Origin of the sequence: Eubacterium ramulus, assembly GCF_045002895.1 — a bacterium.
Taxonomy (GTDB): Bacteria; Bacillota; Clostridia; order Lachnospirales; family Lachnospiraceae; genus Eubacterium_I; species Eubacterium_I ramulus.
In genome coordinates, this window is sequence record NZ_CP173382.1 from 660927 (window position 1) to 673751 (window position 12825).

General features: G+C 42.3%; 12 protein-coding genes. 11 read left to right on the forward strand and 1 reads right to left on the reverse strand.

What is annotated here, in order from left to right; all coding sequences use genetic code 11:
- Positions 1–25: 25 nt before the first annotated feature.
- Positions 26–1300 (reverse strand): M18 family aminopeptidase, encoded by a 1275-nt coding sequence (locus ACIRUQ_RS03035; RefSeq protein ID WP_055289639.1) that lies wholly within the window; start codon positions 1298–1300, stop codon positions 26–28.
- Between the two features lie 437 nt (positions 1301–1737).
- Between ACIRUQ_RS03035 and ACIRUQ_RS03040 the strand changes: the two genes are divergently transcribed.
- The 11 genes from ACIRUQ_RS03040 to ACIRUQ_RS03090 all read left to right on the forward strand — a co-directional run bounded on the left by ACIRUQ_RS03040 (position 1738) and on the right by ACIRUQ_RS03090 (position 12721).
- Positions 1738–3750 carry a sodium-translocating pyrophosphatase gene (locus ACIRUQ_RS03040; protein ID WP_055289641.1) on the forward strand — a complete coding sequence of 671 codons (2013 nt, stop codon included), beginning with the start codon at positions 1738–1740 and terminating at the stop codon, positions 3748–3750.
- A 187-nt stretch (positions 3751–3937) separates the two neighbouring features.
- Positions 3938–4624, forward strand: coding sequence for a TetR/AcrR family transcriptional regulator (locus ACIRUQ_RS03045; RefSeq protein ID WP_055289643.1), 687 nt, complete (start codon positions 3938–3940; stop codon positions 4622–4624).
- A gap of 14 nt (positions 4625–4638) precedes the next feature.
- The gene (locus tag ACIRUQ_RS03050; protein ID WP_055289645.1) at positions 4639–5994 is read left to right on the forward strand and encodes an MFS transporter; all 1356 of its coding nucleotides are present in this window, start codon (positions 4639–4641) and stop codon (positions 5992–5994) included.
- 49 nt (positions 5995–6043) lie between these two features.
- Positions 6044–7015, forward strand: a complete 972-nt coding sequence (locus tag ACIRUQ_RS03055; protein WP_021739534.1) for an alpha/beta fold hydrolase — start codon at positions 6044–6046, stop codon at positions 7013–7015.
- Between the two features lie 121 nt (positions 7016–7136).
- Positions 7137–7463 carry a rhodanese-like domain-containing protein gene (locus ACIRUQ_RS03060; RefSeq protein ID WP_021739533.1) on the forward strand — a complete coding sequence of 109 codons (327 nt, stop codon included), beginning with the start codon at positions 7137–7139 and terminating at the stop codon, positions 7461–7463.
- Between the two features lie 242 nt (positions 7464–7705).
- Positions 7706–8224: a 5-formyltetrahydrofolate cyclo-ligase gene (locus ACIRUQ_RS03065; protein WP_207642768.1), complete on the forward strand. Its 519-nt coding sequence runs from the start codon at positions 7706–7708 to the stop codon at positions 8222–8224.
- Complete coding sequence (locus ACIRUQ_RS03070; protein ID WP_082432712.1) at positions 8209–9591, forward strand: folylpolyglutamate synthase/dihydrofolate synthase family protein; 1383 nt, start codon at positions 8209–8211, stop codon at positions 9589–9591. The genes ACIRUQ_RS03065 and ACIRUQ_RS03070 overlap by 16 nt, the downstream gene beginning before the upstream one ends.
- 69 nt (positions 9592–9660) lie before the next feature.
- The gene (locus tag ACIRUQ_RS03075) at positions 9661–10305 is read left to right on the forward strand and encodes an HD domain-containing protein (RefSeq protein ID WP_055289650.1); all 645 of its coding nucleotides are present in this window, start codon (positions 9661–9663) and stop codon (positions 10303–10305) included.
- Between the two features lie 106 nt (positions 10306–10411).
- Positions 10412–11218 carry a dihydropteroate synthase gene (gene folP / locus ACIRUQ_RS03080; protein WP_022035532.1) on the forward strand — a complete coding sequence of 269 codons (807 nt, stop codon included), beginning with the start codon at positions 10412–10414 and terminating at the stop codon, positions 11216–11218.
- A gap of 1 nt (position 11219) precedes the next feature.
- Positions 11220–12062, forward strand: coding sequence for a 2-amino-4-hydroxy-6-hydroxymethyldihydropteridine diphosphokinase (folK, locus tag ACIRUQ_RS03085; protein ID WP_021739528.1), 843 nt, complete (start codon positions 11220–11222; stop codon positions 12060–12062).
- The gene (locus ACIRUQ_RS03090) at positions 12059–12721 is read left to right on the forward strand and encodes an HAD hydrolase-like protein (RefSeq protein WP_055289652.1); all 663 of its coding nucleotides are present in this window, start codon (positions 12059–12061) and stop codon (positions 12719–12721) included. The genes folK and ACIRUQ_RS03090 overlap by 4 nt, the downstream gene beginning before the upstream one ends.
- Positions 12722–12825: the final 104 nt, after the last annotated feature.

Genomic DNA, 12825 nt, shown 5'->3' on the forward strand with positions numbered 1-12825 from the left:
TGGAGTTTTGCTTCCAGCTTCTTTTTTAAGAGAAAAATGCGCGTGCCGCGCGTACAAGATATTCGGTATCTTTCACTCCGGCTGTCTCATATGGTGAATGCATGGCCAGCTGAGGTAATCCGATATCCACTGTATTGAGTGCGACCTGTGTATTGGAAATATTGCCCAGTGTGGATCCGCCTGCGATATCGGAACGATTTGTGAACGTCTGTACTGGTACATCTGCCTGTTTGCAGATATCGCGAAACATTGCTGCGGATACTGCATCGGTACAATATTTCTGGTTTGCATTGAATTTAATCACAATACCACCATTCAGGTACGGGCGGTTTGTCGGGTCTGCCATATCGGTGTGGTTCGGATGGACCGCATGTGCATTATCTGCAGAGAACATCAGGCTGTTAGCCAGATGAATGCGATAATCCTCACAGTCGTAGCCTAATACTTCGTGGATACGCTGCAGGGTATCACGTAAAAAAGTAGATGCAGCGCCCTGCTTGGTACCACTTCCCACTTCTTCGTTATCAAATACACAATGTAGAGCCAGATAATTGTTTTTTTCTCCGTACAAGAAGCCTTTCATGGATGAAAATGCACATTGTAGATCATCAAGCTGTGGAGCAGAGATGAATTCTTCATCAGCTCCCCAGATGCTGGCTGATTCTCTATTATATAAGAAGAGATCGTGTCCGAGAATGTCATCAGTGGATACATGAGCTGCGCCAGCAACTGTTTCCATAAAGGTGTCTTTTGCTGTACTCATGCCGTAGAGTGGAAGCATGTCTTTCTGCGCATTATATTTGTAGCCGCTGTTTACTTCACGATTCATATGGATGGCCAGGTTTGGAATCATGACCAGATCACGGTCTACATTGACCAGTCTGCTTTCGAGTGTTCCGGTAGATGGATTTTTGATGATCAGACGTCCGGCTACGGAAAGCGGACGGTCAAACCAAGGCGCAAAAATCATGCCGCCGTAGCGTTCTACATTGAGTTTGATATAGTGTTTTTCCACTTCCATTTCTGGATTTTCCTTAATTTTAAAGGAAGGAGAGTCACTGTGGCTAGCCATGATGCGCATACCGTGAAATCCATTTTCCGGAATAGAAAAAGCAATGATGGATGAGTCATTGCGTGTGATAAAATACTGTCCGCCGGCTTTCAGATTCCAGCGCTCATTTTCTGCCAGAGCGGTAAAACCATTTGCCAGAAACTCTTTTTTCATTGTGTCTACTGCATGAAAAGCAGATGGACTTGTCTTTATAAACTGTATTAATTCTGTTGCGATATTTGACTGCATAAACATTCACCTCGAATAATATAATTAGTAAAAAAGCATTAATAATGCCATGCATTATTGTATCATAAAACATCCATTTATGGAAAATGAAATTGCATCTGATTTGTTCTGAAAAATAGTGATTCTTGAAAAAATGTAGAAAAAAATGGAAAAAACACATGGAATAATGACGAAAAGAATGACGTAATCAAAGATATAATGGTTGAATTTGCACAGAATAGATTGATAATTGCATAACAATCGTTGACAAGCCCGTTTTGCATATGCTAGTATAATGCCTAGACAATTTTTGCAGGCTTTTATAGTCGTGGCATCATTTTTAACATGAAATAAGAATGTATGGCATGAAATATGAAAGATGCAGGGATTGGCTATTCACAATGAAGTATGAATATAAGGACATACTTTATGACTATCGAAGGGAGAGTTAATACATCATGACTTGGACTATTATTATTCCAATCATCGGCATCATCGCTTTATTGGTTGCCGCAGGATTAGCTGCCAATGTAAAAAAACAGTCTGAAGGTACAGACCGTATGAAAGAAATTGCAGCAGCAATCCATGAAGGTGCTCGTGCGTTCTTATTCGCTGAGTACAAAATTCTTGCAATCATTATTGTCATTGTATTTGTGGCAGTAGGATTTGCAATTGGCTGGACAACAGCTTTATGTTTCTTAATCGGAGCGTTTTTCTCTATTATTGCAGGTTTCTGTGGTATGACAGTTGCTACAAGAGCAAACGTCAGAACTGCGAATGCTGCAAAAGAGAAAGGTATGGCAGCTGCTTTATCCGTTGCATTCCGTGGCGGTGCAGTTATGGGACTTTGTGTAGTTGGACTTGGTCTGTTTGGTGTCAGCATCATTTATGTACTGACAGGAAACTCATCCATCCTGTTCGGCTTCAGTCTTGGTGCTTCTTTCGTTGCTTTATTTGCCCGTGTTGGTGGTGGTATCTATACGAAAGCTGCTGACGTAGGAGCTGACCTTGTTGGTAAAGTAGAAGCTGGTATTCCGGAAGATGATCCTCGTAACCCGGCTGTTATCGCTGATAACGTAGGTGACAACGTAGGTGACGTTGCCGGTATGGGAGCTGACCTTTTTGAGTCATATGTAGGTTCTATCATTTCTGCAATCACACTTGGTATTGCAGCATCTACATCTTATATCGGAGCAGCAGGAACCATTGGAGCAGCTTTCTATCCGTTAGTACTTTCTGCAGTCGGAATCATCGCTTCTATCATCGGTATTTTCTTTGTACGTGGTAAAGATGGTGTTAATCCGCAGAAAGCACTGAACACTGGTGAGAATGTTTCTTATGTGATCACAATCGTGCTCGCTGCAATTCTTTCCCACGTTATGCTTGGTTCTATGAAACCGTTTGTTGCAATCGTTGCAGGTCTGATTGTTGGTCTGCTGATCGGTAAAATCACAGAGTGGTATACATCTGATCATTATAGACATGTACAGAAGATCGCAGATCAGTCTGAGACAGGCTCCGCTACAAACATCATCAGTGGTCTTGCAGTTGGTATGCAGTCCTGTGCATTACCGGTTGTTCTGATCGCAGTTGCAATTATCGTAGCTTTCATGATGGCTGGTGTATACGGTATCGCACTTGCAGCCGTAGGTATGCTTGCCACAACAGGAAGTACAGTAGCCGTTGATGCATACGGTCCGATCGCAGATAACGCTGGTGGTATCGCAGAGATGTCCGGTCTGGACGAGAGCGTTCGTGACATCACAGACTCTCTGGATTCTGTAGGTAACACAACAGCAGCTATTGGTAAAGGTTTTGCTATCGGTTCTGCAGCTCTGACAGCTCTTGCACTTTTCGTAAGTTATGCAGAAGCAGTTGATCTGATGGAGTCCGGTATCAGTATCCTGAACCCGGTTGTTATCGCTGGTCTGTTCATCGGTGCCATGTTACCATTCCTGTTCTCATCCATCACAATGGAAGCAGTTTCCAAAGCTGCTTACAAGATGATCGAAGAAGTTCGTCGTCAGTTTAGATCTGACAAAGGAATCCTTGAGGGAACAAGCAAACCGGATTACAAGACTTGCGTAGGTATTTCTACACAGGCATCCTTAAAAGAGATGATCGTTCCGGGTATTCTGGCAATCATTGTTCCGATTGTCGTTGGTCTTCTGCTTGGTACAGAAGCTCTTGGCGGACTGCTTGCAGGTGCTCTGGTTACTGGTGTTATGATGGCTATCTTTATGGCTAACGCCGGTGGAGCATGGGATAATGCTAAGAAATTCATCGAGGGTGGAAATCATGGTGGAAAAGGAAGCGAGCCGCACAAAGCAGCCGTTGTTGGTGATACTGTAGGTGATCCGTTCAAGGATACATCAGGTCCTTCCATCAACATCCTGATTAAACTGATGACAATCGTGTCATTAGTATTCGCCCCACTGTTCTTACAGGTTGGTGGACTGTTAATTTTCTAAGATAAGAAAATAGATCGTTGACGAAGAATGTTCATATTTGTTTGATGAAATAAATATAAGAAAAGAGAACCTCCGGTTCCTGTTTCAGACAGGAACCGGAGGTTCTCTTTTTGTTTGACAGGAAATATATTGTAAGATAATGATAAAAGTGATAGTATTACTATCATAAAAAGAAGGTGATAAACATATGAGTGGAGATAAAATAGTACTCAGCACAAGAGAGCGACAGGCACAGCAGAAAAGAAAGCAGATTCTGACGGCATCGATGACCTTGTTTGAGAAAAAATGTATCGAAGACACTTCAATAGAAGAAATTGCGAAGCATGCCGGTGTGGGGGCTGCGACGGTATATCGTTATTTTTCTACGAAAATCGAACTGGTGATTGAGACTGCGGGACACTACTGGGAACAGGTAGCAGGAAAATATCTGACAGAGCTGGAAAGAGCGGAATCTGTTTCTTTAAAGAAGTGGAGCGGTTATCAGCGTTTGGAACAGATTTTACATATTTTCTGCCGGATTTTTGAAGAAGAGAAAGCATTTTTGAAATTTTTACAGGAATTTGATGTGTTTGTAAAAAAATATGAGATTTCCCAAGAAGGTCTGTCTGATTACGAAGATGGCATTTTGAAGTTGAAACCATATGTGACAAATGCACTGGAAACAGGATTGGAAGATGGAAGTCTTGCTTTTGTCTGTTCAGTAGATGAAATGTATTTTTCACTGACCCATACACTGTTGTCATTGATGGAAAAACTGGCAGTGGGAGGAGATATTTTGACTTCTGATCGGATTGTGGAAGGAAACGTACAGCTTCAGGTGATGACAGGAGTGATTTTGAGGGGATTACAGCAGAATTCTTTGGATAAAAAATAGAAGGAGACGGTATTATGAAAAAATTATCAACGGCAAAAATATGGCAGTTTGCAGCAGGTCAGTTTGGCTGGGCAATGTTGTCGGGAATTATTTCAAACTGGCTGGTATACTTTTATCAGCCGGATCAGGTAGCTATCAGTCAGGGACAGACGGTATTTATTCCGCAGGGACTGGTAGTCTTTGGAATCTTTACCATTATCGGGGGAATTACCGCGTTTGGACGGATTTTTGATGCGTTTACAGATCCGATGATCGCATCGTTATCTGACCGTTGTACATCGAAACATGGGCGAAGAATCCCATTTTTGAAATGGGCATCTTTGCCACTGGCACTTTCAACCGTGCTTGTATTCTGGTCACCGGTGAATAAAAACAGCCGAATTAACGCAGTATTTTTACTGGTCATGATTCTGGCATACTATTTATCAATTACGGCATATTGTACACCGTACAATGCGCTGATTCCGGAGCTTGGACATACGCAGCAGGAACGGCTGAATATTTCCACTGTGATTTCCTTTACATTTATTGCGGGAACAGCAGTTGCGTATCTGGCACCGACCATCTGGGGCATGTTTATTCCGGCATTTGGAAGAGTCGGTGCAATCCGTGTGACTTTTACGATTATGGCAGTGATTGCATTTATCTGCATGCTTGTTCCGGTGTTCTGTATCCGGGAAAAAGATTATGTCAATACGGTTCCGGCAAAAGAATCAGCATTTCGTTCTCTTGTGGAAACATTTAAAAATGGGGAATTTCGCAAATTTGTCGGATCAGATATTTTTTACTGGATTGCGTTGACAATGTTCCAGACAGGGCTTCCGTTTTTCGTTACCAGTCTGTTGCGTCTTCCGGAGACAATGACAACAATTTATTTTGTCGGAATGACTGCATTATCTCTGGTGTTTTACATACCGGTCAATAAGCTGACACCGAAGATCGGAAAGAAAAAGATGATTCTGTTTGCATTTGTGGTATTCAGTCTGGCTTATTTTTATACCGGTTTTATGGGGAAAATTTCTTTGATACCGGAAAACGCACAGGGACTGATTCTTATGGTTGTAGCAGCGCTGCCGATGGCAATTTTCGGAATTCTCCCGCAGGCAGTCGTTGCAGATATCGCACAGAGTGATGCTATAACTTCCGGAAGCAACCGGGAAGGCATGTTTTATGCAGCAAGAACCTTTGCATTTAAACTTGGGCAGAGCCTTTCCATGCTGATTTTTACAGCTGTTTCTACGATTGGAGCGGGAAACGGAACCGGTTATCGGATCGCAGCATTTGGAGCAGCAGTATTTTGCTGTGTTGGCGGTATTATTCTTGCGTTTTATAATGAAAAAAGAATTAACGGGATTATCAGCGGAAAGTAATTGTTTGTAACAGGGAAGGACAAAAGACAGGATACGAAGGAAGGACAATATGGAAATTATACAGGAAGTAAAATATGATGAGACTATGAAGACGACGGTAGAACCATATCTGAAACAACGATGCATAAGCGGATATACAGACAGTTATGATGCAGTCGGGAAACTGCATGTTTTACGTTACCAGGCAGACATGCCAAAAGGTGTGATTGTGATCTGTCATGGATTTACGGAATCCTATCCGAAATATGATGAACTGGTCTATTACTTTTTACAGGCCGGTTATCATGTGTGGCTGCCGGAACATTGCGGACATGGATGGAGTTATCGCCTGACGAAAGATTCTTCTCTGGTACATATTGATACATGGAAACGTTATATCAGAGATTTTCTGAAAATTTGTCAGATGGCAAAAAAAGAATATCCGAATTTGCCGTTAAACTTGTTTGCCCATTCGATGGGAGGGGCAATCGGAGCCATTGCAGTGTCCTGGAAGCCGGAGTGGTTTCAACATGTGATTTTAAATTCTCCGATGATCCGACCACATACTGCAAATGTTCCGTGGGGAATTTCTGCGTCGGTGTCAACGCTCCAGTGCCTGATCGGAAAAGCAGAACATTATGTGCTTGGACAGAAACCATATGAAGCGAGTGAAACATTTGAGACAAGTGCATCTACATCAAAACCGAGATTTACCCGCTTTAACGAACGCAGAAAAGCGACAAAAGAGATGCAGACCTGTGCGGCATCTTACAGCTGGCTGTCGAATGCTGCAAAGATGAACACGTATCTGATGCGTCATGCGTGGAAAAAGTATACGGCACCGATGTTGATCATTCAGGCAGAACAGGACGATTATGTGTGGACAAGTCAAATACAGAAGTTTGCTGATAAGATTAAAAAACATGGTATAGCTGAATGTGAATACCTGTATCTGTCAGAAACAAAACATGAGACATACAGCAGCAATGATGAGACGATGGACAAGTATATCAATAAGATTTTAGCGTTTCTTCAGAAATAAAAGCTTGCCAGATTTTATGGGCGGTTATATACTGTTCTACGTGTAATCGGATTCTGCACGTAAAAAAGGTATGGCAGATAACGGGCATAAAAGAAAAGATAAGGTGAAGGAGAAACAGAAAATGGGGATTTTTGATCGATTTAAGGTTTTAACGGTAAATGATGCCATTAATGAGTCTAGAACAGATAAAAATGCAGTACTGATCGATATTCGTGCCAAAGATGTATATAAACGCGGGTATATCAGCGGAAGCATCAATATTCCAATGACGCAGTTAGAACTGATCGAAAAACGTGTTCCGGATAAGGAGAAAAAGATTTATATCGTTGGAAGCTATGATAATGAACCGAAAAAGGCAGCAAAAAAATTAAAGAAAATGGGATATGAAAATGCGATTCCAGGCGGAAGAATGGAAGAGCATGAAGGTCCATTGAAGAAAATGAAATAAAATATGAAATTTGGCGATTGACGTTTGTTAATCAAATGAATGCAGAAAAATAAATACGGCATAATATCAAAACAAATTGATATTATGCCGTATTTGCGTTATAATTAGCGGAATATGCAAAAGACGGTTGACTAATAATTTAGCGACATGTAAAGTGAATTGAGAATGTCAGCTTTACGAAAAACGATATGGTACAGAAATGGTAAATGATGGAAAAGAAAGAAATCAGAAAACAATACAAGATGCTGCGAAATAAAATGAGCGAGATGGAAGTAAAAGAAAAATCAGATCGAATCTGTCAGAACATCATCTCAAGTAATTTGTTTCAGCAGGCAGAAAGAATATTGGCGTATGCGCCACTTGGAAATGAAGTGGATATCCGTCCGGTGATAGAAGAAGGCTGGCGGCAGCAGAAACGAATTGTGTTTCCAAAAGTATTTGGAGATACCATGCGATATTTTGAAATCAGCAGTTTTTCACAACTGAAGGAAGGTACATTTCATGTAATGGAACCGGTGGAGACAAATCCGGTGGACTGGGAAGAAGCTCTGGTGTTTGTGCCGGGAGTAGCTTTTGACCGTCAGGGTAATCGTATGGGATATGGCAAAGGCTACTATGACCGGTTTTTTGAAGGAAAAACAGATTGTGTAAAAGTAGGAGTGGCTTATGAACTGCAGGTGGCGGATCAACTGCCAACGGAAGAAAATGATTTGCCTGTGGAATATCTGGTGACAGAAAAAGGAGTATGGAAAAGACAATGAATTATATAGACGCAATGGATTTCCTGGAAGAAACAAAGAAATACGGCAGTCAGCTGGGGCTGACCAGTATTCAGAATCTGATGGCAGAACTTGACAATATACAGGATGAAATTCCACTGGTACACATCGGTGGGACAAATGGAAAAGGTTCTGTGGGCGCTATGCTTTCCCAGGTCTTGACAGAAGCCGGATATCGCGTGGGCAGATTCTGTACGCCGGATGTATTTGTTTATGAAGATGAGTTTCAGATGAATGGCATAAATATAGAAAAAGGACGGCTGGCACAGCTTTTTACAAGGGTAAAAGCGGCCTGTGAAAAACTGGTGGCACAGGGAATGGCACATCCTACCCGGTTTGAAGTGGAAACCGCGGCAGCCTTTTTATGGTTTTATGAAGAAAACTGTGACATGGCATTGCTTGAAGTCGGAATGGGCGGTGCGACAGATGCAACCAATCTGATCAAAAAGCCACTGGTCAGCGTACTGACATCCATCAGTATGGATCATATCCGTTTTCTTGGGAATTCACTGGCAGAGATCGCAACTGTAAAAAGCGGCATAATCAAACCACAGGTGCCGGTAGTTACCATGCAGCAAAAGCCGGAGGCAATGGAGGTCATTAAGAAGAAAGCAGAAGAAATGCAGGCAGAGTTGATTGTTGCGGATATCACGCAGGTGCAGAACATAACGCAAAAAGATGGTCGGTATGCATTTGAATGGAAAGCACCAAGGAGAAATAGCAATGAGGTATGTATTGCACCGGATGCTGTAAAAAACAATATCCAGAAAGAAGAATCAGAAAAAGATTTTCTGTGGATTCCAGTTGCACTTTCCCTCTGCGGTGCATTTCAGGTAGAAAATGCAGTCTGTGTGATAAATGCATTGCGGATTCTACAGAAAAAGTATCCGAAAATCACAGAAACTGTGATTCAACAGGGACTTTCACATACCATTTGGCACGGTCGTATGGAACAAATCGGAACGGGACCGGATTTCTATCTGGATGGGGCGCATAATGAAGACGCAGTGCGTAAGTTGAGAAAAACACTGGACGAAAGTTTTTCGAACCGAAGAATCGTATATATTATGGGGGTTCTGGCTGACAAAGATTATGAAAAAATGATTACGATGATGTATCAGCCCGGAGATCGTGTATACACTGTGACACCTCAGAATCCCCGGGCGCTGGACGGTAAAGAACTGGAAAAGCAACTTTTCGGGCAAAATATTGATGCACAATATTGTGAAAATATTCAGGATGCGGTATTATATGCTTTGCGGGACGCGCAGAAAGAGGATATGATACTGGCTTTTGGATCACTGTCGTATCTGCGGGATGTGCGTAACGCATATGAGAGTGAAAAATAAATTTACTAAAAATAATTTGATGTGAGTTAATATCAGAACAGTTGCACAGAAATAGGAAAAGAAAGATTTATGAAATTTGCAGAAAAATTATTGAAACACCCGGAATTTTTGCAGTTGCAGAAACGTGTACAGGAGATGGAACAGGACAGAATATACTGTCATCATGAACTGTCACATGCGCTGGATGTCTGCCGAATGGCATGGATGATGTATCTGGAAGATGAATATAAGACACATTTGAAAGATTATCGGCAAAAAAAGGAAGCAAAAGTAGAGGTCAGTGAACAGGAATACCGTGCTGAAATTGCAGAACAATATATAACAGATTTACAAACAGACGATGCTGACCATGCGGAGGAACCATACCTGAATGCAGATAACATGCTGGCTAAAAAAGATCAGTTTTACGTAACTGGTCTGTTGCATGATATTGGCAGAGTGGCACAGTATGAGACCGGGGAACATCACAGCGTTGCCGGTGTGCGGATTGCAGAAAAACTGCTGACAGAGATTGAATATCCGTCGGAATGGATGCGTGAGACTTTGCAGATTGTGGGTGTGCATCATGGGAGAGAAGAAACGGATGGCGAGCTTTCTAGGATGGAATACTATATTCGCCGGGCGGATCATCTTTCAAGAAACTGTTTTTTCTGTGAAGCATCAGATTCCTGTAAATGGAAGAAAGAAGAACGTAATCAGACGATTTGCTGGTAAAAGTGTAGTGAAAAACGGAACGGTTTTGACATAAAAAACATATTCGGTATATAGAATAAATGGAAAAAAGCATACCGAATATAGCGTTTTAGAAGGAAAATAAAAAATGATAATAGGAAAGAAAAATTTTGACACAGATCATGAGACATATATAATGGGCATTTTGAATGTGACACCGGATTCATTCTCAGATGGCGGTAATTTTAATTGTCTGGATGCGGCACTGCGCCATACAGAGGAAATGTTGGCAGAAGGCGCTGATATTATCGATATTGGCGGAGAATCCACCCGTCCGGGGCATGTGCAAATTACAGATCAGGAAGAAATTGACCGTGTGACGCCGATCATTGAAGCGGTAAAATCCAGATTTGATGTACCGATTTCACTGGATACTTACAAAAGTGCAGTGGCAGAAGCAGGAATTGCAGCAGGTGCAGATCTGATCAATGATATCTGGGGATTAAAATATGATCCGAAGATGGCTGAAGTAATCGCTAAAGGCGATGTGGCATGCTGTCTGATGCACAACCGGGACAACAGCAATTATGCAGATTTCCTGAAGGAATGGTACGACGAAACTGCAGAGTGCGTGACACTGGCAAAAGCAGCCGGCATTGCGGATGATAAAATCATTCTGGATCCCGGGGTTGGTTTTGGAAAGACGTATGAGCAGAATCTGATCACCATCAAATATATGGACAAACTGAAAACACTTGGTTATCCGCTGCTTCTTGGAACATCGCGAAAATCGGTGATCGGACTGACACTCGATACACCTGTGACCGACCGTGTGCTGGGAACCGCTGTGACAACCGTATTTGCGGTACAGCAGGGCTATGCCTTTGTTCGTGTACATGATATCAAGGCAAATAAACAGGCAATTCAGATGACAAAAGCGATTATGGAGGCGTAATATGGATCGTATAAAAATACAGAATCTGGAAGTGTTCGGACACCATGGGGTGTTTTCTGAGGAAACAAAACTGGGACAGAAATTTCTGGTAAATGCAACAATGTACACAAATACGCGTGCAGCCGGTTATTCAGATGACCTGGAAAAATCTATCAACTATGGTGAAGTTTGTCATTTTATTACAGGTTACATGCAAAATCATACATTTAAACTGATTGAAGCGGTAGCAGAGCATATGGCACAGGCTATGCTGATGGAATATCCGCTTTTACAGAAACTGGATCTGGAGATCCGGAAACCATGGGCACCGATCGGATTGCCTCTGGAAAATGTATCGGTGGAGATCAGCCGCGGCTGGCATACAGTCTATCTTTCTGCAGGTTCAAATCTTGGAGAACGCCAGCAGTTTTTGCGGGCAGCAGTGAGACTTTTGCAGGAATGCAGTGAAATCCGCAATCTGAAAGTGTCAAAATTGATGGAGACAGCTCCGTATGGCTATACAGAGCAGCCTGCTTTTTTAAATGGTGCCATCGAACTTGAGACATTATTTACACCGCAGGAGTTGCTGATCGTCATTCACAAAATTGAGGCAGAACTTGGGCGGGAGCGTGTGATTCACTGGGGACCGCGCACCATCGATCTGGATATTGTATTTTATGATGATGAAATCGTGGCAGAGTCAGAACTGATCATTCCGCATATCGATATGCAGAACAGATTGTTTGTGTTGGAACCACTCTACATGCTTTGCCCGGGAAAGGTCCATCCGGTGTTGCATAAGACCGTTGCGCAGCTTCGTCAGGAACTGATCAGCAAGACACAGAATAAATGGAGTAATGAATGAAGAAGTATAAGTTTATTTTCTGGGATATGGATGGCACACTGGCGAATACTTATGAGGGTGTGACAAACTGTGTGAAATATGCCATGGAACCATACGGAATCCATCTGGAAGGAGAGGAGGAACTGCGGAAGTTTATCGGACCGCCGCTTCGTTTTTCTTTTACAACATATTGCGGACTCAGTGAGGAAGAAGCAGAAAAAGCAATTGTGCGCTATCGGGAGCGCTATATACCGATCGGAGTATATGAGTGTGAATTATTTGAAGGCGTACGTGAGACAATTCAGGCTTTCAAAGAAGCAGGATACATTCAGGTCATCACATCATCAAAGCCGGAGGCACAGTGCCGCCAGGTGCTGGAAAAATTTGATCTGCTGACAGAATTAGATGAAGTAGTCGGTGCCAGTCATGATGGCAGAATTGATACAAAAATTGAAGTATTGCAAGAAGCATTTCGACGGATGAAAGCACAGTATGCGGATTTTTCCAAAGAACAAACAGTGCTGATCGGAGATACGCATTATGATGCGGATGGTGCAAAGGAAGGCGGTATTGACTGCATCGGAGTAGGCTATGGATTCGGAGGCGCAGAAGAAATGTGGAACGCAGGTGCTGTGGCCGTATATGAAGACCAGAAAGCATTGCGGGAAGCATTGGTATAAGTTATAATAGATAAGTTTTTATGTCTGTATATAATTAATCAGAGATGAAAAATCAGAACGAAACTGAGTGAACTGTGGAATCGTTGACACGAGCCAAAAAATGA